This is a genomic window from Candidatus Pelagibacter sp. Uisw_137, assembly GCF_047720245.1.
Lineage (GTDB): Bacteria > Pseudomonadota > Alphaproteobacteria > Pelagibacterales > Pelagibacteraceae > Pelagibacter.
Window position 1 is genome coordinate 499,671 of sequence record NZ_CP159811.1, and the last position, 22,022, is coordinate 521,692.

A 22,022-nucleotide genomic window follows, 5' to 3' on the forward strand; every position below is an offset into this window, starting at 1 on the left:
ACTCTATAGGAGTGTAGCTCAATTGGTAGAGTGCCGGTCTCCAAAACCGGAGGTTGAGGGTTCGATTCCCTCCGCTCCTGCCAATAAGCTAAACAGTATATTATGAAAAACCCAATAAAATTTATCCAAGAAGTTAAACAAGAAGCTTTTAAAGTTTCTTGGCCTACTGGAAAAGAAACAATGCAAGGTGCATTAATGGTATTTGCTATGGCAGTTATTATGTCTCTTTTCTTTTTGCTTCTTGATCAAGTACTTAAATTTTTATTGGAAGCTTTACTAAAGGTAAGTATTTAATGAAAAATTGGTATATTGTTCAATCTCACTCAAATTTTGAGAATAAGGTTGCTGGATTAATTAGGGAAGAAGCTGAAAAAGCAAAAATTTCTGACAAAATTGAAGAAATTGTTGTGCCGACACATGATGTAACAGAAGTAAAAAGAGGAAAGAGAATTCAGAGAAAAAAGAAATACTTTCCCGGTTATGTTTTAATTAAAAGTGAAATGGATAATGATCTTTATCATTTAATTAAAAATTTAAAACGTGTAAGTGGATTTTTAGGTTCAAAGGGTATCCCAGTTCCTGTTTCTGATAAAGAAATAGAAAAGATTTTAGGACAAATAAAAGATGGTGTAGCTCAGCCAAAATCTGGTATAGAATACAGCATTGGTGAAAAAGTTCAGGTTGTTGATGGTCCTTTTGCATCATTCAGTGGTATGGTTGAAGATATAGATGAGGAAAAATCAAGGCTTAAGGTTTCTGTTTCAATATTTGGAAGACCAACACCAGTTGATTTAGAATATAACCAAGTAGAGAAAGCAAGTTAATGGCAAAAGAAATTAGTGGATATATAAAGTTACAAATTATGGGTGGACAAGCTAATCCAGCTCCACCGGTTGGTCCTGCATTAGGTCAGCGTGGAATTAATATAATGGAATTTTGTAAGGCTTTTAATGATAAAACAAAAGCATTTGCCGGAAAACCAATTCCTGTAGTTATTACAGTTTATAAAGATAAAAAATTTGATTTTGAAATTAAATCACCCCCTGCATCACACTTTATTAAAGAAGCAGCCAAACTTAAAGGTGGATCAAAAGAACCAGGCAGAAGTATTGCTGGGTCAATTACAAAAAAACAAGCAGAAGAAATTGCAACACAAAAAATGAAAGATCTTAACGCTCACGATCTTGAGCAAGCAGTAAAAATTATAGCAGGATCTGCAAGGTCAATGGGGATAGAGGTTAAAGACTAATGCCATCAAAAAGATTTAAAAAGTTACCAGAAAAAACAAAAGACTTAACTGCTGATATAATTGAAAACTTATTAGCAGCTGTTAAAAAAAACTGTACTACAAAATTTGATGAATCAATTGATTTAAGTTTTCAAGTAAATAACAAACAAAAAAAAGGTGAAGTAAACATTAGAACTGTAGTTAACTTACCAGGCGGTACAGGCAAAAAAATTAAAGTAGCTGTTGTTTGTGAAGATGCTAAAGCTCAAGAAGCTAAAGATGCTGGTGCTGATATAGTTGGCAGCGAGGAGTTTATTGATAAAATTAAAGCAGGTGAGCTTAATTTTGAAAAATTAATCTGTACACCAGGTATGATGGTTAAACTTTCTAAGTTAGGAAAAGTTTTAGGACCAAAAGGATTAATGCCTAACCCAAAATTAGGGTCTGTTTCGGAAGATATTAAATTAGCTGTAACAAATGCTAAATCCGGACAAGCAGAAATTAGAAATGATAAAGATGGAAATATTGGTGTAAGCATAGGTAAAAAATCTTTCCATGACGATCAACTACTTAAGAATTTTCATGCTATTTTAGATACTTTAGAAAAAGAAAAAGGAAACCTAACTTTAAAGGGTGACTTAATAAAAAATACTTTTATAACGTCAAGTATGGGTGTTTCGTATAAAGTTAAATTAGGAAAAGTTATATAGTTATGATGAACAAGGAACAAAAAAAGAATTACATTAGCGAAATGGAAACTCAGTTTCAAAATAATGAAGCTGTAATGGTAACTCACTACCAAGGTCTAACAATGTCTCAACTTGATGAGTTAAGAGGACAGATGAGAGAACATGGCATTAAATTCACTATAACAAAAAATAGAATTACTAAGATTGCACTAGAAAAAACCAAGTGTAAGGAACTTTCGAATTTATTCACAGGAGCTACAGCGGTAGCTTTTTCTGATGACGCAATAATATCAGCTAGAATTTTGTCTAAATTTGCAAAAACAAATGAAAGTTTGAAGCTTTTAGGTGGAATTATGGGTAATGAGGTACTAGACCAAGCTGCTGTTCAAAATGTAGCAAATTTACCAACACTTGATGAAGCAAGAGCTAACATTGTGGGAATTTTAGCTACACCAGCATCAAAATTAGTAAGTATTTTACTTGCACGATCCGAAAAAATGAGTAGTTTGAGCCCAGAAAATTCTTAAAAAACAACCTAAAGAGTAAAAAAAAATATGCCTGATCTAAATAAAATTATTGAAGACTTATCAAGTTTAACTGTTGTTGAAGCAGCTGAGCTTTCAAAACAACTTGAAGAAAAATGGGGTGTTACAGCTATGGCTGCGGCAGCACCAGCAGCAGCAGCAGGTGGAGCAGCTGAAGAAGCAAAAGATGATTTTACTGTTATGTTAATTTCTGCAGGTGAGAAAAAAATTAATGTTATTAAAGAAGTTAGAGCAGCAACATCTTTAGGTCTTAAAGAAGCAAAAGATCTAGTTGAAGGCGCACCAAAAGAAGTAAAGTCTGGTGTTAATAAAAAAGATGCTGAAGAGCTTAAAGCAAAATTAGAAGCAGCAGGCGCAAAAGTAGAACTTAAATAAATTAATTAGAAAGAACTTAATTACTGATTTTTTTTAATCAGTAACTATTTATAAATGCAACTATCTTTTACTCAAAAGAAAAATGTGAGAAAGAGTTTCGGTAAATTAGCTGAAACTTTATCTATTCCTAATTTAATCGAAGTTCAAAAAAATTCTTATAAACAATTAACTGACCTTGATAGAGAAGCAGGGGATTTATCAAAAGGATTTGATAGAGTTTTTAAAAGTATTTTTCCAATAGAGGATCTAAATGATAAAGCAACATTAGAATATGTTTCTTATAGACTTGAAAAACCAAAATTTGATACTGAAGAATGTATCCAAAGAGGATTATCTTTTACATCAGCATTAAAATGTACTTTAAGATTGGTTGTCTACGAAATAGATCAAGAAAATAATACTAAAGATATTTTATCAGCAAAAGAACAAGAAGTTTACATGGGCGAAGTACCTATGATGACGAACAGTGGAACTTTTATAACAAATGGCGTTCAAAGAGTTGTTGTAAACCAAATGCATAGAAGTCCTGGAGTTTTCTTTGATCATGACAAAGGTAAATCACACGCAAGTGGTAAATTATTATTTAATTGTAGAGTTATTCCTAATAGAGGGTCTTGGTTAGATTTAGAGTACGATGTTAAAGATTTTTTATATTTTAAGATAGATAGAAAGAAAAAAATATTTGCCTCAACTCTTTTGATGGCGTTAGGTTTAACTAAATCTGAGATAGCTGATGAATTTTACGATAAAGACACTTATTCATTCGTCGCAAAAACAGGTAAATGGAAGACTAAATTTAATCCTGAAAACTATAAGGCTAAAAATTTTTCTGAAGAAGTGACCGATGCTAAAACTGGAAACGTTGTAATTAAACTTGGTGATAAAATTAATTTTTTAAGTGCAAAAAAACTAGCTACAGATGGACTTAAAGACATTCTAGTGTCTCAAGAATCTTTAATTGGAAAATATTTACATAACGAAGTTAAAGTTAGTGACGATGAAGAAGAGGGAACCTTTGGAATTGGTACAGAGCTAAATGATACTATTATTAAACAAATTTTAGAAGCTAACATTAACTTAATTGAAATTTCTATTACAAATTCTATTAATAAAGGCCCATATTTATTAACAACAATCTTAAATGATAAAAACAATTCTAAAAATGATGCAATTACTGAAGTTTACAAGGTTTTAAGACCGGGTGAACCACCAACAGTTGAGATTGCTACACAAATATTTAACAACCTTTTCTTTAGTTCGGATAGATATGATCTTTCTGATGTTGGTAGAGTTAAGATGAACTCAAGATTGAGCCTTGAATGTTCTGATAAAATTACAATTTTAAGAAATGACGACATAATTGCCATCGTTCATAAAATGTTAGATTTAAGAGATGGTAAAGATGAGGTTGATGATATTGACCATTTAGGAAACAGAAGAGTAAGATCAGTTGGTGAACTTGTTGAAAACCAAGCACGTATTGGTGTTTATAGAATGGAAAGAGCTATTAAAGAAAAAATGACAACTCTTGATATTGAATCAGCAATGCCACAAGATTTAATTAATGCAAAACCATTAACAGTTTCCCTTAAAGATTTTTTTGTAAGTTCACAACTTTCACAATTTATGGATCAAACAAATCCACTATCTGAAATTACACACAAAAGAAGAGTTTCAGCTTTAGGACCAGGCGGTCTAACAAGAGAAAGAGCTGGATTTGATGTTCGTGATGTTCACCCAACTCACTATGGCAGAATTTGTCCAATTGAAACACCTGAAGGACCAAATATTGGTTTGATTAATAGTTTATCAACTTATGCCAAGATTAACAAATATGGTTTTATTGAAAGCCCATATAAAAAAGTACAGAATGGTGTAGTTCAAGATAAAGTTGAGTATCTATCAGCGATGGAAGAGACAAAATACACAATCGCACAAGCTAATGCTAAACTTGATAAAAATGGAAAAATTTTAGAAGAACTTGTTCCTTGTAGAGAAAACTTAAATTTTGTTTTATCTAAACCTGATAAAATTGATTACATTGATGTTTCACCTAAGCAGCTAGTTTCTGTAGCTGCATCTTTAATTCCTTTCTTAGAAAATGATGATGCAAACAGAGCCCTAATGGGATCTAACATGATGAGACAAGCAGTTCCTTTATTGAAACCAGAATCTCCATTAGTTGGTACAGGTATTGAAAGTGATGTAGCTCTTGATTCAGGTGTTACTATTGTTGCTAATCGTGATGGTACAGTTGATAAAATTGATGGAAAAAGAATTGTAATTAAAGCAACAGAAGAAACAGATTTTACAAAATCAGGTGTAGATATTTATAACCTACAAAAATTTAAAAGATCAAACCAAAACACTTGCATTAACCAAAAACCACTTGTTAGAGTAGGTGATAAAGTTAAATCTGGTGATATTATTGCTGACGGACCATCTACAAAACTAGGTGAATTAGCGCTTGGAAAAAATGTGACAGTAGCATTTATGCCTTGGCAAGGTTACAATTTTGAAGACTCTATTTTAATTTCAGAAAGATGTGTTACTGATGATGTATTTACTTCAGTTCATATTGTTGAATATGAAGTTATGGCTAGAGATACAAAGCTAGGTGAAGAAGAAATTACCAGAGATATTCCAAACGTTAATGAAGAGTCCTTAAAAAACCTTGATGAATCTGGGATTGTTTACATTGGTGCTGAAGTAAAAGCTGGAGATATTTTGGTTGGTAAAGTTACCCCAAAAGGAGATTCAGCATCTGGACCAGAAGAAAAATTATTAAGATCAATTTTTGGTGAAAAAGCAATTGATGTGACTGACACATCATTAAAAATGTCTAGAGGAAGCAGTGGAACAATTGTTGATGTCAGAGTATTTAATAGACATGGTATAGAAAAAGATGAAAGATCTATAACTATTGAAAGAGCAGAAATTGAAGTTGTTCAACAAGACAAAATTGTAGAGGAAGAAATTTTAGAAAGAAGCATAAAGCAAAGAGCTAATCAGATTTTATCTGGAGCTTCTTTAACTAAAAAAATAAAGGATTTAGAGGAAGGTGCCAAGCTTGACTTTGAGACAATTCATAAAATTAGTATTAACGATATATTTAAAATAACTGTAGGTAATGTTAAAGACGAAGCAAGTATTGTTCAATTAAAAGACCAATACAACCAAGCAAAACAAGATATTCAAGAAAGATTTGAAGATAAGGTTTTAAAAATTAGAAGTGGTGATGATTTATTACCGAGTGTTATGAAAATGGTTAAAGTTTTTGTTGCGATTAAAAGAAGATTAAGACCAGGTGATAAAATGTCAGGAAGACATGGAAACAAGGGTGTAGTCAGTAAAATTGTACCTGTCGAAGATATGCCTTACAGAGAAGATGGAAGACCTGTTGATATCGTATTAAATCCACTTGGAGTTCCAAGTCGTATGAACGTAGGTCAAATCTTGGAAACTCACCTTGGTTGGGCTTGTAAAGAATTTGGTGAAGAAGTTAAAAGATTAATAAATGAAAATAATAAAAAATTTGAAAAAACTGAAAAAATTTCATCATTCCTAAAATCTGTTTATGGCAAAGAAATGTTTGATGGAGGTATTGATAAATTAAACAAGACTGAATTTGCAGATTTATGTGAAAACTTACAAAACGGTATAGCAATTTCAACTCCAGTATTTGATGGAGCTAAAGAAAAAGATGTTTCTGAAATGCTTGAGTTAGCTAAATTACCAACGTCTGGACAAACCAATTTATGGGATGGTAGAACAGGTGAAATGTTTGATAGACCAGTAACCGTTGGTATTATCTACATGCTTAAACTGCATCACTTGGTTGAGGATAAAATTCACGCAAGATCTACTGGTCCTTATAGTCTTGTTACTCAGCAGCCATTGGGTGGTAAAGCACAACTTGGTGGACAAAGATTTGGTGAAATGGAAGTGTGGGCTCTTGAAGCTTATGGAGCTTCATACACATTACAAGAAATTTTAACAGTTAAATCAGATGACGTTGCCGGAAGAGTTAAAGTTTACGAAACAATTGTTAAAGGTGAAGAGAATTTTGAATCTGGAATACCTGAATCATTCAATGTACTAGTTAAAGAAATTAAATCATTAGCATTAAACATAGAGTTAAATTAAATATGAAAAAAGAATTAACAGACTTATTTAAAAATAGTGAAGTTTCTGAAGCACAAAATTTTAATAGCATTAAAATTACTTTAGCTAGCCCTGAAAAAATTAAATCTTGGACATATGGTGAAATTAAAAAACCTGAAACTATTAACTACAGAACTTTTAGACCAGAAAAAGACGGTTTGTTTTGTGCTAGGATTTTTGGACCAATAAAAGATTATGAATGTTTGTGTGGTAAATACAAACGTATGAAATTTAGAGGAATTATTTGTGAAAAATGTGGTGTAGAGGTAACAAAATCGAATGTAAGAAGAGAGAGAATGGGGCACATAAACCTTGCTACTCCTGTTGCACACATTTGGTTTTTAAAATCATTACCTAGTAGAATTTCATTAGCCGTTGACATGAAGCTAAAAGAAGTTGAACGAGTTCTTTATTTCGAAAACTTTATAGTTATTGAACCTGGTTTAACTGGTCTTCAAAAAAACCAATTACTTAATGAAGAAGAACTAGCAAAATACCAAGATGAATTTGGTGAAGAATCATTCGAAGCTGGTATAGGCGCCGAAGCAATTCTATCAATTCTTAAATCAATGGATCTTGAACTTGAAAGAAAGCTTTTAATTAACACAATTAAAGAAACTAAATCAAAAGTTAATGAAGAAAGATCAATTAAAAGACTTAAATTAATCGAGTCATTTATTGAAACTGGTCAAAAACCTGAATGGATGATTTTAACTGTGATACCAGTTATACCACCTGAATTAAGACCTTTAGTTCCATTGGATGGAGGAAGATTTGCAACATCTGATCTTAATGACCTTTACAGAAGAGTTATAAATAGAAATAACCGTCTTAAGAGATTAATGGATTTAAAAGCACCTCACATTATTGTTAGAAATGAAAAAAGAATGCTTCAAGAGTCTGTTGATGCTTTATTTGATAATGGTCGTAGAGGTAGAGTAATTACCGGAACTGGCAAACGTCCACTTAAATCTTTAGCAGAGATGCTTAAAGGTAAGCAAGGTAGATTTAGACAAAACTTATTAGGAAAAAGAGTAGATTATTCAGGAAGATCTGTAATTGTTGTAGGTCCAGACCTTAAGCTTCATGAATGTGGCTTACCGAAAAAAATGGCTTTAGAATTATTCAAGCCTTTTCTGTATGCTAGATTAAATAAATTAGGATTAGCTTCTACAATTAAACAAGCAAAAAAATTAGTAGAAAAAGAAACTAATGCTGTTTGGGATGCATTAGAGCTTATTGTAAGAGAGCACCCAGTTTTATTGAACCGTGCACCAACGCTTCACAGACTTGGGGTTCAGGCTTTTGAACCTAAGTTAATTGAAGGAGATGCAATTGAACTACACCCATTATGTTGTGCAGCTTTTAATGCTGACTTTGATGGTGACCAAATGGCCGTTCATGTTCCTCTAAGTTTAGAGGCTCAACTAGAAGCTAGAATTTTAATGCTTTCAACGAACAACATTTTAAGTCCATCAAATGGTAAACCTATCATAGTACCGAGTTAGGATATGATTTTAGGTCTATACTATTTATCTCAAGCACCATTTCAAATTGAAAAGCCAGATGGTTACTTTATAAATAATGATGAAATTGAACATGCTTTATCAACTGGTCAGATAAAAGTACACTCTACTATTGTTTCAAGATTCGAAACACTTGATGAGAAGGGTAATAAAAGAGTTGAAAAACACACAACAACTGCTGGAAGATTTTTATTAGCTAATTTATTACCAAAAAATAAAGACATTACTTTTTCAATGATAGACAGACTACTTCCTAAAAAAACTGTTTCAGAAATTATTGATAGTGTTTTCAGATTTTGTGGTCAAAAAACTACAGTTATTTTTTGTGATCATTTAAAAGATTTAGGATTCAAACATGCATTTAAAGCAGGTATTTCTTTTGGTAAAGATGATTTAGTTATTCCTGCAAACAAAGGACAACTGATTGATGATACTAAAAAATTAATTGCTGACTATGAAAATCAATATTCGGAAGGCTTAATAACTAGAGGCGAGAAATACAACAAAGTAGTTGATGCTTGGTCAAAATGTACTGATAAAGTAGCTGGTGAAATGATGAGAGGTATTTCTGCTACTGAAAGCACTCCTGATGGTATGAAGATTAATTCTGTATTTATGATGGCGGATAGTGGAGCTAGAGGTTCAGCTGCACAAATGAAACAGCTAGCTGGTATGAGGGGACTTATTGCAAAACCATCTGGTGAAATTATTGAAACTCCAATTATTTCTAACTTCAAAGAAGGTTTAACTGCTTTAGAATATTTCAATTCAACACACGGAGCCAGAAAAGGTTTAGCTGATACAGCCCTAAAGACTGCAAGCTCAGGTTATTTAACTAGAAGACTTTGTGATGTAGCCCAAGATCTTACAATTTCTAAAATTAAGTGTGATAATCCAGGGTTTATTGAGTTAGCAGAAATTTTAGAAGGTGGAAATGTTGTTGTTAGTTTGTCAGAAAGAGCACTTGGTAGAGTTACAGCTTTTGAAGTAAAAAATCCTATTACAGGTGAAGTAGTTATTAAAAAAGAAACTATGATTGATGAATCAGGTTGCGATAAAATCGATGCAGCTGGTGTTAAGTTTATTAAAGCTTATTCAGTTATGACTTGTAGCTCTAAACATGGTGTTTGTGCTACTTGTTATGGAAGAGATCTATCTAGAGGAAAAATAGTTCATGTTGGTGAAGCAATTGGTATGATTTCAGCTCAATCAATTGGTGAACCTGGTACACAGTTAACAATGAGAACCTTCCACGTTGGTGGTACAGCTTCTGTTAAACAAGAATCTCAGATTATAACTAAAACTGCTGGAACTTTAAAAATTATAAATTCAAACTTATTAGAAGATTCAAAGAAAAACTTAATTGTTATGGGTAGAAATACCCAGCTATCAATTGAAGATAACAACGGTGTTCAAGTTGCAATTTACAAAGTTGCTTATGGATCAAAATTATTTTTCCAAAATGGTGACAAAGTAAAAACAAATGAAAAAATCTGTGAGTGGGACCCTTATACAACTCCAGTTATTGCAGAGAAAAGTGGTATAGCCGGTTATGTAGATTTAATTGATGGTGTTTCTATTCAAGAGACTACTGATGATGCTACTGGAATTTCTTCTAAGTCAGTTGTTGATTGGAGAGCACAATCTAAAAACACAGATTTAAAACCAAGAATTACTTTAAGAGATGAAAAAGGTAATGTTATCAAAAAAGCAGACGATAATGAAGCAAGATACTATTTAGTTCCCGATTCAATTCTTTCTGTTAAAGATGGTCAAAAAATATTTGCTGGCGATATAATCGCAAGACTTCCAAAAGAAACAACTAAAACAAAAGATATTACTGGAGGATTACCACGTGTAGCTGAATTATTTGAAGCTAGAAAAGCAAAAGATAGTGCAATTATTGCTGAGAATGACGGACAAGTATTATTTGGTAAAGAAGTAAGAGGTAAACAAAGAATTTCAATTCAACCAGATAAAGGTGAACCTTCAAATTATTTAATACCTAAAGGTAAACATATTAACTTTAACCAAGGTGAGAAAATTAAAAAGGGCGAGTATCTATTAGATGGTCAGCCTTTACCTCATGATATTTTAAGGATTTTAGGAATTAAAGACTTAACTGAATATTTTGTTAATCAGGTTCAAGAAGTTTATAGATTACAAGGTGTGGTTATTAATGACAAACACATTGAAACAATATTAAGACAAATGCTTAAAAAAGTTGAAATTAAAGAGTTTGGTGATTCGTCTTACTTACCTGGAGAAATGATTGACAGAATTAAGTTTGATAATGCAAATGAAAAACTAGTTGCTGAAGGAAAAAATCCAGCATCCGGTGAAAGAGTTTTAATGGGTATTACTAAAGCTTCACTTCAAACAGAGTCATTTATATCTGCAGCTTCATTCCAAGAAACAACAAGAGTTTTAACTGATGCTGCGATTAAAGGTAAAGTTGATCCTTTAAATGGCTTAAAAGAGAATGTTATTGTAGGTAGATTGGTTCCAGCTGGAACTGGTCATATCAAAAATAAATGGAATGAAAATGCCATTGCAGCTGACAATAAATTTTTAGCTGATCAGGAAAAAATTGAGCCTGTAGAGGCTACTGAAACTCCTGCAAATTAATAAAAAAAACACGTTTAACTTGTAGTTTTAGTTTGACAATCAGAGATTTAATAGTATTTTGACGCTGTTTTTGGTTGGAATGTAGTACCTACTTTATGGAACTAAACGCTGCCACAAAATAACCTGTCAGTTATTTTCATTCAAAAATAAATTAATTAATTAAAAAAATTTATGCCAACTATTAATCAGTTGTTAAGAAAGAAAAGAACTAGACCAGTCGCAAGAAATAAAGTTCCTGCACTTGAAAAACAACCTTTAAAAAGAGGTGTGTGTCTTAAAGTTTACACAACAACTCCTAAAAAACCGAACTCTGCATTAAGAAAAGTTGCAAGAGTTAGACTTTCGAATGGCTTTGAAGTTACAGCTTACATTGGTGGTGAAGGGCATAATTTACAGGAACACTCAGTAGTTTTAATTAGAGGTGGCCGTGTTAAAGATTTACCTGGTGTTCGTTATCATATTCTTAGAGGAAATCTAGATACACAAGCAGTTGCAAATAGAAAGAAACGTAGATCTTTATATGGAACTAAAAAAGGTAAATAATTATGTCTAGAAAAAAAACCCAACCCAAAAAAGTTGTTACTCCTGACCCAATATTTAAATCTACTATTATTCCTAAATTAATTAATTCTATTATGTATGATGGAAAAAAAGTTGTTGCTGAAAAAATAGTTTATGAAGCAATTGAAAAAATTAAATCAAAAACTAAAGAAGAACCAATTAATGTTTTTAATGAAGCAATAAATAATATCAAACCTACTGTAGAAGTTAGATCTCGTAGAGTTGGTGGCGCAACCTATCAAGTTCCTGTTGAAGTTAAAACTAAACGTGCTCAAGCACTTGCTATTAGATGGTTAGTTGATGCTTCAAGAAAAAGAAAAGACAAGCAGATGTCAGATAAAATTTTTAATGAACTGTATGACGCCTATGAAAAAAAAGGATCAGCAGTTAAAAAAAGAGAAGATGTACATAAAATGGCTGAGTCGAATAAGGCTTTTGCACATTTTAGGTGGTAAAAAATTATGGCTAGAACGAATACATTAGACACATACAGAAACATTGGAATTATGGCTCATATTGATGCTGGTAAAACCACTACTACAGAAAGAATTTTATACTACACAGGCAAAAGCCACAAAATTGGTGAAGTTCACGATGGTGCAGCAACAATGGATTGGATGGAGCAAGAACAAGAAAGAGGAATTACAATTACCTCTGCAGCAACTACTTGTTTCTGGAACGATCATAGAATTAATATTATTGATACTCCTGGTCACGTAGATTTTACTATTGAAGTTGAAAGATCATTAAAAGTTTTAGATGGTGCTGTATGCGTTTTTGATGGTGTTGCTGGTGTTGAGCCTCAATCAGAAACAGTATGGAGACAAGCTGACAAATATAAAGTTCCAAGAATTTGTTTTGTAAATAAATTAGACAGAACTGGTGCAGACTTTTACAGATGTGTAGATATGATTAGAGATAGACTTGGTTGCAAACCTTTGGTTATACAAGTTCCAATTGGTATTGAAGCTGACTTATCTGGTGTTGTAGATTTAGTTAAGATGAAGGCGCAGGTTTGGAAAAATGAAGCACTAGGTGCAGAATGGGAATACAAAGAGATTCCAGATGATTTAAAAGAAATTTCTCAAAAATATAGAACTGAGCTTGTTGAAACAGCTGTTGAGCAAGATGAAAAATTAATGGAAAGCTATTTAAATGGCGAAGAAATTAAAGAGGAAGATTTAGTTAAATGTATAAGAAAAGGAACACTAAATTTTAGCTTTGTTCCAATAACTACTGGCTCAGCATTTAAAAACAAAGGTGTTCAGCCGTTACTTGATGCAGTTATTAATTACCTTCCAAGTCCAATTGATATCGGCTCTATTAGTGGGACAAAACCGGGAACTGAAGATATCGTTGAAATGAAATTTGATGATGGAGCTGGTTTCTCAGCGTTAGCCTTTAAAGTTGCAAATGATCCCTTTGTTGGATCATTAACCTTTATAAGAATTTATTCTGGAACAATTAAAACTGGAACAGCAGTCTATAATACCTCAAAAGAAAAAGAGGAAAGAGTTGGTAGAATGCTTTTAATGCATGCAAACTCTAGAGAAGATATTAAAGAGGCGAATGCAGGAGATATTGTTGCTCTAGCTGGACTTAAATACACAATAACAGGTCACACTTTGTGTGATGAAGCTAACCCAGTTTTGTTGGAGCCAATGGAATTCCCTGAGCCTGTAATTGAAATTGCTGTTGAGCCAAAAACTAAAGCAGACCAAGAAAAAATGGGTGAAGCTTTAGCAAGATTAGCAAAAGAAGATCCTTCATTTAGAGTAACTTCAGATGAAGAATCTGGTCAAACAATAATTAAAGGTATGGGTGAATTGCACTTAGATATTATTGTTGATCGAATGAAAAGAGAATTTAATGTTGAGGCGAATATTGGAGCACCTCAGGTTGCTTACCGTGAAACTATTCAAAATGCATCTGAGTTTGAGTACACCCACAAAAAACAAAGTGGTGGTGCTGGACAGTTTGCTAAAGTTAAACTTCTAGTAGAACCCCAAGAGCCAGGTAAAGGAAGAGAAGTTGATAGTAAAATTAAAGGTGGATCAATTCCTAAAGAATTTATTCCAGGTGTTGAGAAGGGTATTGAAACAATATCTGATGGTGGAATTTTAGCTGGATTTCCGATGATCGATTATAAAGTTACAATTTTAGATGGATTACACCATGATGTTGACTCGAGTGTTCTTGCATTTGAACTTGCTGGTAGAGCTTGCTTCAAAGAAGCTTGTACTAGAGGTGGATTAAAATTATTAGAACCAGTAATGAGAGTTGAGGTTGTAACTCCCGAAGATTATATGGGTGATGTTATTGGTGACTTAAATAGTAGAAGAGGTCAAATAAGCGAGCAAGAAAGCAGAGGAAATGCAACTGTAATAACTGCAATGGTTCCTCTAGCTAATATGTTTGGATATATAAATAGTTTAAGATCTATGTCTCAAGGAAGAGCCCAATACTCAATGTTCTTTGATCATTACTCTAAAGTCCCACAAAATGTGCAGGATGAAGTAACCAAAAAGATTGCTGGATAATTATTATGGAAAAACAAAATATTAGAATTAAATTAAGAGCTTACGATAATAAGATTCTAGATGCATCTACGGAAGAAATCGTTAATACCGTTAAAAGAACCGGAGCGACTATCAAGGGTCCAATACCTTTACCAACTAGAATTGAAAGATATACAGTTCTTAAAGGTCCACATATTGATAAAAAAAGTAGAGAGCAATTTGAAACCAGAACACATAAAAGATTAATTGATATTATTGAACCTACTCCTCAAACTGTAGAGGCTTTAATGAAACTTGATTTAGCATCAGGTGTTGATGTGGAAATAAAAATTTAATTATGACTGAAATAGCTTTAGTTGGAAAAAAAATTGGTATGACTAGAGAGTTCTATAAAACAGGACGTTTAGTTCCTGTTACAGTAATTAAAATGGAAAAAGCTAGAGTTATTAGTGTGATTGAAGAAGAGAAACGTGGATATAAAGCTATACAATTAGGCTTTGGTAACATTAAAAGCTCAAAACTTACAAAAGCAATGAAGGGCATGTATGCTAAAAAAAATACTGAAGCAAAGAAAAAATTAAAAGAATTTAGAGTAAAAGATACAGAACCATACAAAGAAGGTAATGAATTTGGTTTAGAAATTTTTAATGAAGTCAAATTTGTTGATACCACTTCAAAGACTATTGGAAAAGGTTTTGCTGGAGCAATGAAAAGACATAATTTTGGTGGTTTAAGAGCTACACACGGTGTTTCTGTTTCACATAGATCTCATGGCTCAACAGGACAAAGACAAGATCCTGGTAAAGTTTTTAAAGGAAAAAAAATGGCTGGTCATATGGGGGACAGAGTTAGAACTATGTTAAATTTAGAGATAGTTAAAACTGATTTAGAAAACGAATTATTATACTTAAAAGGCTCAATACCAGGTTCTAAGAACTCAGAAGTATTAGTAAAACAATCAGTTAAAGTTATTAATAAACTTACTATTAAAGAAAAAATTGCTGCCGCTGAAGAGGCTAAAAAAACACCAGATAAAAAGAAAAGATAATGAAAATTGATAAAATAAATTTAGATGGGAAAAAAGCCTCGATTGAAGTTTTGGATAAAATTTTTTCAGCAAAGATAAATAAAAAATTGGTAGATAACGTTTTATACAAAACTAATGCTAACTACAAAGGTAGACACGCTAAAACAAAACAGCAGAATGAAATTGCTGGATCTACTTCAAAGATTTATGCTCAAAAAGGAACTGGTGGAGCACGTCATGCGAGTAGAAAAGCCCCTATATTTGTTGGTGGTGGTGTAGCACATGGTCCAAAAGGTCAACTAGCTTATAAAAAAAGAAAACTTAACAAAAGTGAAAAAAAATTGAGCGTAGCATCACTAATTACTGAAAAGAATAAACTTAATAATTTATTAATCTTTAGTGATTTTGCTACTGAAATTAAAAAAACTAAAGAAATGCACTCAATCATCAAAAAATTTGATTTAACTCATTCATTAATAATTCTAGATAAGATTTCAAAAGATAAAGTTGAAAAATCACTGAGAAACATACCAAATGTTAAAGTTACTGATGTAAACCATTTTAGCACTTTTGATATTATTAAATTTAAAAAAGTTGTGTTTACTGAAAGTTCAATAAAAGAACTAGAAAAGAGATATTCTTAAAATGGATAAGATACATTTATACGATAAAATTTTATCACCAATGCTAACTGAAAAGACAACAAATCTTTCTGAGCAAAATAAAATTGTATTTAAAGTTCCGAGAGAAGCTAACAAAACTAATTTAAAAAAAAATATTGAAAAAATTTTTAAAGTAAATGTTATTAAAATTAACATAATTAACAAGCAAAACAGAAAAGTTGTTAAACGAGGGAAAAAAGTAAATATTCAAGGATATAAAAAGGCAATTATAACTCTAAAAAAAGGTCAAAGTATCGATCTAACAACAGGAATTTAAATAATGGCATTAAAAACATTTAAACCATATACAAAATCTACTAGAGGAACAGTTCTTGTTGATAGAACGGGTCTATGGAAGGGTAAACCTTTTAAAATGCTTGTTGAGCCTAAAAATTCAATGCGTGGAAGAAATAATAATGGTCATATCACTTCTAGAAATATGTCGGGTGGTGGGCATAAGAAGATGTATAGACTTGTAGATTTTTATCGAAAAAAATTTGATGTGCCTGGTACAGTTGAGCGTATCGAGTATGACCCAAACAGATCATGTTATATTATGTTAATTAAGTTTGATGATGGAGCTCATTTTTATTATTTAGCACCTCAAAAAATTAACGTTGGTGATGTTATTGAAAATGGCTCTGCAAAAGAAATCAAAGTTGGTAATTGTATGCCGTTAAGAGATATTCCAGTTGGTGTAAACGTGCATAACGTTGAATTACAACCAGGTGGTGGTGGAAAAATAGCTAGATCTGCTGGTACCTCTGTGACTATAAGTGGTTTAGATGGTAATTATTCATTGGTTAAAATGACCTCTGGCGAAGTTAGAAGAATAGACTCAAGATGTCTGGCAACAATCGGTGTCTTGTCAAATCCAGACCAAAAAAATATTAAGATTGGTAAAGCTGGAAGATCAAGATGGCTAGGTAGAAGACCTCATACAAGAGGAGTTGTAATGAATCCAGTTGATCACCCGCACGGTGGTGGTGAAGGTAAGAGTGCTGGTGGTAGACATCCAGTATCTCCGACAGGCCAAGGTGCAAAAGGATTAAAAACAAGAACAAACGCAAGAACAGATAAGTTTATTGTTAAAAGAAGAAATAAAAGAAAGGATACTAAAAAATAATGGCTAGATCAGTATGGAAAGGTCCTTTTGTAGAAGAGAGCTTAATTAAAAAAGTTGAAAAACAAAAATTAGACCCCAAAAAAATGCCAATTAAAACTTGGTCAAGAAAATCAACTATAATACCTGAATTTATTGGTGTTAGTTTTTTGATTTATAACGGGAAAAAATTTATACCTGTCACCATTTCTGAAGATATGGTTGGACACAAACTTGGTGAGTTTTCACCTACAAGAACATTTTTTGGACATACGCCTGCAGATAAAAAGGCAAAACCAGCAACAGCTAAGAAATAACCATGAATAAGAAAAAGAAAATTAATAGAATTAAAGTAGATACCGTTAGATCAGTAAATAACAATATTAGATCTAGTGTGAGAAAACTTAATCCAATTCTTAAAGCAATCGTTGGAAAAAAAGTTGATGTTGCTATTAGAGAATTACAATTTTCTACAAAAAGAATAACTAGAGAGATTAGGAAAACAGTTTCATCAGCTATTGCTAATGCTGAAAATAATAATCAATATGATATTGATAAGTTAATTGTTAAAGAAGCTTATTGTGGAAAAAAAGTTGTTATGAAAAGATTTAGACCTAGAGCAAAAGGTAGAGCTGCACCAATTTTAAAACCATATTCAACAATTACAATTATATTATCAGAAGCAAAACAAATGGAGAGTCATGGGACAAAAAGTTAATCCGATAGGTTTTAGACTTGGTGTGAATAGAGGTTGGGACTCTGTTTGGTATGCTAAAAAGAAGGATTTTGGCAATTATCTAATTGAAGATTTTAAAATTAGAGCCTATATCAAGAAAAATGTAGTTAACTCTGGTGTATCAAAAGTAATGATAGAGAGAACTTCAAATAAATGTTTTGTTACAATTTATACTTCAAGACCAGGGTTTGTTATTGGTAAAAAAGGTAGTGATATTGATAAAATTAAAAATAATTTATCTAAATTTACAAGCAATGAGGTATCTTTAAATATTAAAGAAGTTAAAAAGCCTGAAACTAATGCTTTTTTAGTAGCCGAAAATATTGCACAACAACTAGTAAAAAGAATATCATATAGAAGAGCAATGAAGAGAGCCATGCAGTCTTGTATGAGATTAGGTGCCAAGGGTATTAAGGTTGCAATAAGTGGCAGACTTGGTGGTAACGAAATCGCAAGAACAGAGTGGTTGAGAGAGGGCAGTATTCCTTCTCATACATTAAGAGCAGATATTGATTACGATGAAGCAGAGGCTTTAACAACATTTGGAATTATTGGAATTAAAGTTTGGATTTATAAAGGTGAAGTTTTTGCAAGAGAATTTAGCCAGGAAACAAATAAAGTTAAACCTAAAGAGGTTAAAGAGTAATTATGTTACAACCAGTAAGAACAAAATATAGAAAAGCTCACAAAGGCAGAATTCATGGAACAGCTACACGTGCTGCGAAAATTAATTATGGATCATTTGCTTTAAAAGCTATGGCTCCTGAAAGAATTATTGGTAAACAAATTGAAGCTGCTAGGGTTGCTCTAACTAGACACATGAAAAGACAAGGTCGTGTTTGGACTAGAATTTTTCCAAATATTCCAGTTTCAAAAAAACCCGTTGAAGTAAGAATGGGTAAAGGTAAAGGTGCTCCCGAATATTGGGCATGTAGAGTTAAACCTGGTAGAATTTTGTTTGAAATTGATGGTGTTTCAGAAGCAATTGCAAAAGAAGCTCTTTATAAAGCATCTGCTAAATTACCTATTAAAACTAAATTTATAAAAAGATTTGCATAATATGAAAAAACAAGAAATTAAAAAATTATCTAAAGACGAAGTTTTAAAAAACATAGATAAATTGAAAAAAGATTTATTTAATTTTAGATTTCAAAGAATTAATTCTGAAATTAAAGACCCATCAAAAATTGGACAAACAAAAAAAACAATTGCAAGGTTAAAAACTATACTAAAAGGAAAATTAAATGCCTAAAAAAATATTAACAGGAGTAGTTACTAGTGATAAGCCTAATAAAACTATTACCGTAGCAGTAGAGAGAAAATATTCACATCCAGTGCTAAAAAAAGTGGTTAAAGTTCAAAAAAAATATAATGCACATGATGAAAATAATAAATTTAAAACTGGAGATAAAGTTTCAATTATTGAATGTAAACCATTTTCAAAAAATAAAAAATTTCAAGTAATGGATGGTTCTAAATGATACAGGTACAAACTGAAATGTTAGTCGCAGACAACACTGGTGCAAAAAGAATTGAATGTATTAAGGTTCTTGGTGGATCAAAACGTAGATATGCTAGTATTGGTGATACAATCGTCGTTGCTGTAAAAGAAGCAATACCTAAGGGTAAAGTTAAAAAAGGCTCTGTACACAAAGCAGTTGTAGTTCGTGTTAAATATGGAATTCATAGAGACGATGGTTCAAAAGTTAAATTTGATAACAATGCAGCAGTTTTAGTTGATGACAAAGGTGAACCGGTTGGAACTAGGATTTTTGGACCTGTTACAAGAGAACTAAGAAGTAGAGGTCAAATGAAAATAATTTCATTAGCTCCAGAGGTATTATAAAATGATTAAAAAAGGTTCTAAAGTAAAAGTATTAACTGGAAGAGATAAAAAAAAAGAAGGTGAGGTTATTGAAATAGATAGACCTAACAACAGAGCAAAAGTTCAAGGAATTAATATTGTGAAAAAACACGTTAAAACTACAAAAGAAAAAAAAGGTGGAATTATTTCCAAAGAAAGTTTTATACATATTTCAAACCTTGCACTTATTGATTTAAAAGAAAAAAATAAAAAAACTGAGGCTAAAAAATAATGACACCAAGATTAAAAGAACTTTATTACAAAGAAATTCAACCTGCCCTTAAAGAGCAATTAGGATTTAAGAATACTTTTCAGGGACCAAAACTTGTTAAAGTTGTTATTAATATGGGCCTAGGTCTTGATGGTGCTGATGCTAAAATTATGAAATCTACTGAAGAAGATTTAGGTAAAATTACTGGACAAAAACCTACAGTTACAAAATTTAAGAAATCTGTTGCTAACTTTAAAACAAGAAAAGGTACTAATGCAGGCTTAAAAGTTACCCTAAGAGGTAATAAAATGTATGAGTTTATTGATAGACTAGTTAATATTGCGTTACCAAGAATTAAAGATTTTAGAGGTCTATCTCCCAAAGGTTTTGATAAATTTGGCAATTATACTTTTGGAATTAAAGAACATATAATTTTTCATGAAGTTAATTTTGATAGAATAGACAAAATTAGAGGTCTTGATGTTGTAGTTGTAATTGCTGCTATAAACAAAGATCATAGTTTTGCGCTCCTAGAGAAATTAAATTTTCCATTTATCAAAAAAGGAGACAATTAGAAATGGCTAAAGTAAGCGCAGTTCAAAAAAACGATAAAAGAATTAAACTTTCAGATAGATTGTTTAAAAAAAGATTAGCTTTAAAAAAGATTATCATGGATAAGAAAATTTCTCTTGAAGAAAGATTTAAAGCACAGCAAAAATTATCTAATTTACCAAGAAATTCAGCTAAAAATAGAGTGATGAATAGATGTCAAATTACTGGAAGACCACATGGTGTTTACAGAAAATTAAAAATATCAAGAATAGCTTTAAGGGACTTAGGATTGCATGGATTAATTCCAGGCATGACGAAGTCGAGCTGGTAGAAAGGAATATATGAGCTTAAGTGACCCAATAGGGGATATGATTGCAAGAATAAAAAATGCTTTAGTGAGAAATCACAAAAAAGTTGCACTGCCTTCTTCTAACTTTAAAGTAAAAATTGCAGATATTTTAAAAAATGAAGGTTTTATTAAAGAATATAAAATTGATACTGAAGATAAAAAACCAGTTTTATCTATAGACCTTAAATATTATTCAGGAAACCCGGTTATTAGTACATTTGAAAGAGTGTCAAAGCCAGGAAGAAGAATTTTTTCAAGTGCTGACAGTTTACCAAAAATTAATGGTGGGCTCGGTGTTGCAATAGTTTCTACTCCAAAGGGTGTTATGACTGATGTTGATGCTAGAAAACAAAAAGTTGGTGGTGAAATAATCTGTAAGGTATTTTAATGTCTAAAATTGGTAAAATAAGTATTTCAATTCCTGAAAAAGTTAAAGCAGTGCTATCTGATAACGTGCTTAATATTGAAGGACCATTAGGAAAAAAATCTCTTAATGTTGATTTAGAAATGTTTAATGTTGATATTACTGAAGGAAAAGAGATATCAATCAAACCAAAGAAAGTTGACCAAAATTCAAAAAGACTATGGGGAATGAATAGAAGTTTAATAAATAATGCTGTTATTGGTTCTAGTACTGGATATGAAAAAATATTAGAGTTAGTTGGTGTTGGTTATAGAGCTGCGCTAAAAGAAAAACAATTAAATCTGCAGCTTGGTTATAGTCATGATATAAATTTTGATATACCAGAAGGTATTAAAATTGTTGTTGAAAAACAAACGACTGTCAAAGTAAGTGGATCTGACAAGCAACAAGTTGGTATGGTTTGTTCAAAAATTAAATCTTTTAGAAAACCAGAACCTTATAAAGGTAAGGGTATTAGAGAAAAAGGTCAGTATATATTAAGAAAAGAAGGAAAGAAAAAATAATGAAATTAAATGCAATCCAAAGAAAAAAATTTAGAGTAACTAATAAAGTTAAAAACGTTTCTTCTCCTGATAGATTTAGACTAAGTATTTCAAGGTCTTTGAAAAATATATCTGCTCAAATCATCGATGATGTTAAAAATATTACCTTGCTTTCTTCTTCTTCTATTGAAAAAGATGTTAAAGCTATGAGTAAAGTTAATAAGACTGATATTTCTAAAATTGTTGCTGAAAAACTAGCAAAAAAAGCAGTAGAAAAAAAGATAACAAAAATTTATTTTGATAGAGGTGTTTATAAATATCACGGTAGAGTTAAGGCATTTGCTGAAACGTTACGTAAAAATGGAATGGAATTTTAAT

General features: G+C 31.6%; 28 protein-coding genes, 1 tRNA gene and 1 pseudogene. All 30 read left to right on the forward strand.

The genetic code is table 11. The annotated features are described in order from the left end of the window. Window positions 1-7 precede the first annotated feature (7 nt). The 30 genes and pseudogenes from ABXT61_RS02665 (at window position 8) to rplR (ending at window position 22,021) form a co-directional block, all read left to right on the forward strand. Window positions 8-83: transfer RNA gene (locus tag ABXT61_RS02665), tRNA-Trp, on the forward strand. Window positions 84-102: 19 nt separating this feature from the next. Further along, window positions 103-294 carry a preprotein translocase subunit SecE gene (gene secE, locus ABXT61_RS02670; protein WP_006996799.1) on the forward strand — a complete coding sequence of 64 codons (192 nt, stop codon included), beginning with the start codon at window positions 103-105 and terminating at the stop codon, window positions 292-294. Continuing rightward, window positions 294-824, forward strand: coding sequence for a transcription termination/antitermination protein NusG (gene nusG, locus ABXT61_RS02675; protein ID WP_415315751.1), 531 nt, complete (start codon window positions 294-296; stop codon window positions 822-824). Before secE ends, nusG begins: the two co-directional genes overlap by 1 nt. After that, complete coding sequence (gene rplK / locus ABXT61_RS02680) at window positions 824-1,249, forward strand: 50S ribosomal protein L11 (RefSeq protein WP_006996801.1); 426 nt, start codon at window positions 824-826, stop codon at window positions 1,247-1,249. The genes nusG and rplK overlap by 1 nt, the downstream gene beginning before the upstream one ends. Beyond that, window positions 1,249-1,938, forward strand: coding sequence for a 50S ribosomal protein L1 (gene rplA, locus ABXT61_RS02685; protein ID WP_415315752.1), 690 nt, complete (start codon window positions 1,249-1,251; stop codon window positions 1,936-1,938). Before rplK ends, rplA begins: the two co-directional genes overlap by 1 nt. A gap of 5 nt (window positions 1,939-1,943) precedes the next feature. Further along, window positions 1,944-2,444, forward strand: a complete 501-nt coding sequence (rplJ, locus tag ABXT61_RS02690; RefSeq protein WP_415315935.1) for a 50S ribosomal protein L10 — start codon at window positions 1,944-1,946, stop codon at window positions 2,442-2,444. A 27-nt stretch (window positions 2,445-2,471) separates the two neighbouring features. After that, window positions 2,472-2,837, forward strand: coding sequence for a 50S ribosomal protein L7/L12 (gene rplL / locus ABXT61_RS02695; RefSeq protein ID WP_271520748.1), 366 nt, complete (start codon window positions 2,472-2,474; stop codon window positions 2,835-2,837). Window positions 2,838-2,891: 54 nt separating this feature from the next. Beyond that, window positions 2,892-6,983: a DNA-directed RNA polymerase subunit beta gene (gene rpoB, locus ABXT61_RS02700; RefSeq protein WP_415315753.1), complete on the forward strand. Its 4,092-nt coding sequence runs from the start codon at window positions 2,892-2,894 to the stop codon at window positions 6,981-6,983. Window positions 6,984-6,985: 2 nt separating this feature from the next. Next, window positions 6,986-11,155 (forward strand): annotated as a pseudogene (rpoC, locus tag ABXT61_RS02705) (DNA-directed RNA polymerase subunit beta'). Window positions 11,156-11,326: 171 nt separating this feature from the next. Beyond that, the gene (gene rpsL, locus ABXT61_RS02710; RefSeq protein ID WP_169036396.1) at window positions 11,327-11,698 is read left to right on the forward strand and encodes a 30S ribosomal protein S12; all 372 of its coding nucleotides are present in this window, start codon (window positions 11,327-11,329) and stop codon (window positions 11,696-11,698) included. A gap of 2 nt (window positions 11,699-11,700) precedes the next feature. Then, complete coding sequence (rpsG, locus tag ABXT61_RS02715) at window positions 11,701-12,171, forward strand: 30S ribosomal protein S7 (protein ID WP_415315754.1); 471 nt, start codon at window positions 11,701-11,703, stop codon at window positions 12,169-12,171. Window positions 12,172-12,177: 6 nt separating this feature from the next. Beyond that, complete coding sequence (gene fusA / locus ABXT61_RS02720) at window positions 12,178-14,256, forward strand: elongation factor G (protein ID WP_415315755.1); 2,079 nt, start codon at window positions 12,178-12,180, stop codon at window positions 14,254-14,256. Window positions 14,257-14,261: 5 nt separating this feature from the next. Further along, complete coding sequence (gene rpsJ / locus ABXT61_RS02725; RefSeq protein WP_006996810.1) at window positions 14,262-14,570, forward strand: 30S ribosomal protein S10; 309 nt, start codon at window positions 14,262-14,264, stop codon at window positions 14,568-14,570. A gap of 2 nt (window positions 14,571-14,572) precedes the next feature. Next, complete coding sequence (rplC, locus tag ABXT61_RS02730; protein ID WP_415276355.1) at window positions 14,573-15,283, forward strand: 50S ribosomal protein L3; 711 nt, start codon at window positions 14,573-14,575, stop codon at window positions 15,281-15,283. Continuing rightward, the gene (rplD, locus tag ABXT61_RS02735) at window positions 15,283-15,906 is read left to right on the forward strand and encodes a 50S ribosomal protein L4 (RefSeq protein WP_415315756.1); all 624 of its coding nucleotides are present in this window, start codon (window positions 15,283-15,285) and stop codon (window positions 15,904-15,906) included. The genes rplC and rplD overlap by 1 nt, the downstream gene beginning before the upstream one ends. 1 nt (window position 15,907) lies before the next feature. After that, entirely contained in the window at window positions 15,908-16,201 is a 294-nt protein-coding gene (gene rplW / locus ABXT61_RS02740; protein WP_271525613.1) for a 50S ribosomal protein L23, read from the forward strand. A 3-nt stretch (window positions 16,202-16,204) separates the two neighbouring features. Then, a complete protein-coding gene (gene rplB / locus ABXT61_RS02745; RefSeq protein WP_415315757.1) occupies window positions 16,205-17,050 on the forward strand; it encodes a 50S ribosomal protein L2 in 846 nt (281 codons plus the stop codon). Next, entirely contained in the window at window positions 17,050-17,343 is a 294-nt protein-coding gene (rpsS, locus tag ABXT61_RS02750) for a 30S ribosomal protein S19 (RefSeq protein WP_271492437.1), read from the forward strand. The genes rplB and rpsS overlap by 1 nt, the downstream gene beginning before the upstream one ends. 2 nt (window positions 17,344-17,345) lie before the next feature. After that, complete coding sequence (gene rplV, locus ABXT61_RS02755) at window positions 17,346-17,744, forward strand: 50S ribosomal protein L22 (protein ID WP_415315758.1); 399 nt, start codon at window positions 17,346-17,348, stop codon at window positions 17,742-17,744. Continuing rightward, entirely contained in the window at window positions 17,728-18,408 is a 681-nt protein-coding gene (gene rpsC / locus ABXT61_RS02760; RefSeq protein WP_271492433.1) for a 30S ribosomal protein S3, read from the forward strand. Before rplV ends, rpsC begins: the two co-directional genes overlap by 17 nt. 2 nt (window positions 18,409-18,410) lie before the next feature. After that, on the forward strand, window positions 18,411-18,821 hold the full coding sequence (gene rplP / locus ABXT61_RS02765; RefSeq protein ID WP_271525610.1) for a 50S ribosomal protein L16: 411 nt from the start codon (window positions 18,411-18,413) through the stop codon (window positions 18,819-18,821). A 1-nt stretch (window position 18,822) separates the two neighbouring features. Next, window positions 18,823-19,014 carry a 50S ribosomal protein L29 gene (gene rpmC / locus ABXT61_RS02770; protein WP_271492428.1) on the forward strand — a complete coding sequence of 64 codons (192 nt, stop codon included), beginning with the start codon at window positions 18,823-18,825 and terminating at the stop codon, window positions 19,012-19,014. Next, window positions 19,007-19,243, forward strand: a complete 237-nt coding sequence (gene rpsQ / locus ABXT61_RS02775) for a 30S ribosomal protein S17 (protein WP_271492425.1) — start codon at window positions 19,007-19,009, stop codon at window positions 19,241-19,243. Before rpmC ends, rpsQ begins: the two co-directional genes overlap by 8 nt. Then, entirely contained in the window at window positions 19,240-19,608 is a 369-nt protein-coding gene (gene rplN, locus ABXT61_RS02780; RefSeq protein WP_271525609.1) for a 50S ribosomal protein L14, read from the forward strand. The genes rpsQ and rplN overlap by 4 nt, the downstream gene beginning before the upstream one ends. 1 nt (window position 19,609) lies before the next feature. Then, window positions 19,610-19,858, forward strand: a complete 249-nt coding sequence (rplX, locus tag ABXT61_RS02785; protein WP_415315759.1) for a 50S ribosomal protein L24 — start codon at window positions 19,610-19,612, stop codon at window positions 19,856-19,858. Further along, entirely contained in the window at window positions 19,858-20,412 is a 555-nt protein-coding gene (gene rplE / locus ABXT61_RS02790; protein WP_415315760.1) for a 50S ribosomal protein L5, read from the forward strand. The genes rplX and rplE overlap by 1 nt, the downstream gene beginning before the upstream one ends. A 2-nt stretch (window positions 20,413-20,414) precedes the next feature. After that, window positions 20,415-20,720, forward strand: coding sequence for a 30S ribosomal protein S14 (gene rpsN, locus ABXT61_RS02795; RefSeq protein ID WP_271492416.1), 306 nt, complete (start codon window positions 20,415-20,417; stop codon window positions 20,718-20,720). A 10-nt stretch (window positions 20,721-20,730) separates the two neighbouring features. After that, window positions 20,731-21,126, forward strand: a complete 396-nt coding sequence (gene rpsH / locus ABXT61_RS02800; protein WP_271492411.1) for a 30S ribosomal protein S8 — start codon at window positions 20,731-20,733, stop codon at window positions 21,124-21,126. Further along, a complete protein-coding gene (rplF, locus tag ABXT61_RS02805) occupies window positions 21,126-21,665 on the forward strand; it encodes a 50S ribosomal protein L6 (protein ID WP_271525601.1) in 540 nt (179 codons plus the stop codon). The genes rpsH and rplF overlap by 1 nt, the downstream gene beginning before the upstream one ends. Then, entirely contained in the window at window positions 21,665-22,021 is a 357-nt protein-coding gene (gene rplR / locus ABXT61_RS02810) for a 50S ribosomal protein L18 (protein WP_271492406.1), read from the forward strand. Before rplF ends, rplR begins: the two co-directional genes overlap by 1 nt. Window position 22,022 lies beyond the last annotated feature (1 nt).

Excerpts from the sequence above, each read along its gene's own strand:
- secE (WP_006996799.1), top strand. The coding sequence starts at position 103 with ATGAAAAACCCAATAAAATTTATCCAAGAAGTTAAACAAGAAGCTTTT.
- nusG (WP_415315751.1), top strand. The coding sequence starts at position 294 with ATGAAAAATTGGTATATTGTTCAATCTCACTCAAATTTTGAGAATAAG.
- rplK (WP_006996801.1), top strand. The coding sequence starts at position 824 with ATGGCAAAAGAAATTAGTGGATATATAAAGTTACAAATTATGGGTGGA.
- rplA (WP_415315752.1), top strand. The coding sequence starts at position 1,249 with ATGCCATCAAAAAGATTTAAAAAGTTACCAGAAAAAACAAAAGACTTA.
- rplJ (WP_415315935.1), top strand. The coding sequence starts at position 1,944 with ATGAACAAGGAACAAAAAAAGAATTACATTAGCGAAATGGAAACTCAG.
- rplL (WP_271520748.1), top strand. The coding sequence starts at position 2,472 with ATGCCTGATCTAAATAAAATTATTGAAGACTTATCAAGTTTAACTGTT.
- rpoB (WP_415315753.1), top strand. The coding sequence starts at position 2,892 with ATGCAACTATCTTTTACTCAAAAGAAAAATGTGAGAAAGAGTTTCGGT.
- rpsL (WP_169036396.1), top strand. The coding sequence starts at position 11,327 with ATGCCAACTATTAATCAGTTGTTAAGAAAGAAAAGAACTAGACCAGTC.
- rpsG (WP_415315754.1), top strand. The coding sequence starts at position 11,701 with ATGTCTAGAAAAAAAACCCAACCCAAAAAAGTTGTTACTCCTGACCCA.
- fusA (WP_415315755.1), top strand. The coding sequence starts at position 12,178 with ATGGCTAGAACGAATACATTAGACACATACAGAAACATTGGAATTATG.
- rpsJ (WP_006996810.1), top strand. The coding sequence starts at position 14,262 with ATGGAAAAACAAAATATTAGAATTAAATTAAGAGCTTACGATAATAAG.
- rplC (WP_415276355.1), top strand. The coding sequence starts at position 14,573 with ATGACTGAAATAGCTTTAGTTGGAAAAAAAATTGGTATGACTAGAGAG.
- rplD (WP_415315756.1), top strand. The coding sequence starts at position 15,283 with ATGAAAATTGATAAAATAAATTTAGATGGGAAAAAAGCCTCGATTGAA.
- rplW (WP_271525613.1), top strand. The coding sequence starts at position 15,908 with ATGGATAAGATACATTTATACGATAAAATTTTATCACCAATGCTAACT.
- rplB (WP_415315757.1), top strand. The coding sequence starts at position 16,205 with ATGGCATTAAAAACATTTAAACCATATACAAAATCTACTAGAGGAACA.
- rpsS (WP_271492437.1), top strand. The coding sequence starts at position 17,050 with ATGGCTAGATCAGTATGGAAAGGTCCTTTTGTAGAAGAGAGCTTAATT.
- rplV (WP_415315758.1), top strand. The coding sequence starts at position 17,346 with ATGAATAAGAAAAAGAAAATTAATAGAATTAAAGTAGATACCGTTAGA.
- rpsC (WP_271492433.1), top strand. The coding sequence starts at position 17,728 with ATGGGACAAAAAGTTAATCCGATAGGTTTTAGACTTGGTGTGAATAGA.
- rplP (WP_271525610.1), top strand. The coding sequence starts at position 18,411 with ATGTTACAACCAGTAAGAACAAAATATAGAAAAGCTCACAAAGGCAGA.
- rpmC (WP_271492428.1), top strand. The coding sequence starts at position 18,823 with ATGAAAAAACAAGAAATTAAAAAATTATCTAAAGACGAAGTTTTAAAA.
- rpsQ (WP_271492425.1), top strand. The coding sequence starts at position 19,007 with ATGCCTAAAAAAATATTAACAGGAGTAGTTACTAGTGATAAGCCTAAT.
- rplN (WP_271525609.1), top strand. The coding sequence starts at position 19,240 with ATGATACAGGTACAAACTGAAATGTTAGTCGCAGACAACACTGGTGCA.
- rplX (WP_415315759.1), top strand. The coding sequence starts at position 19,610 with ATGATTAAAAAAGGTTCTAAAGTAAAAGTATTAACTGGAAGAGATAAA.
- rplE (WP_415315760.1), top strand. The coding sequence starts at position 19,858 with ATGACACCAAGATTAAAAGAACTTTATTACAAAGAAATTCAACCTGCC.
- rpsN (WP_271492416.1), top strand. The coding sequence starts at position 20,415 with ATGGCTAAAGTAAGCGCAGTTCAAAAAAACGATAAAAGAATTAAACTT.
- rpsH (WP_271492411.1), top strand. The coding sequence starts at position 20,731 with ATGAGCTTAAGTGACCCAATAGGGGATATGATTGCAAGAATAAAAAAT.
- rplF (WP_271525601.1), top strand. The coding sequence starts at position 21,126 with ATGTCTAAAATTGGTAAAATAAGTATTTCAATTCCTGAAAAAGTTAAA.
- rplR (WP_271492406.1), top strand. The coding sequence starts at position 21,665 with ATGAAATTAAATGCAATCCAAAGAAAAAAATTTAGAGTAACTAATAAA.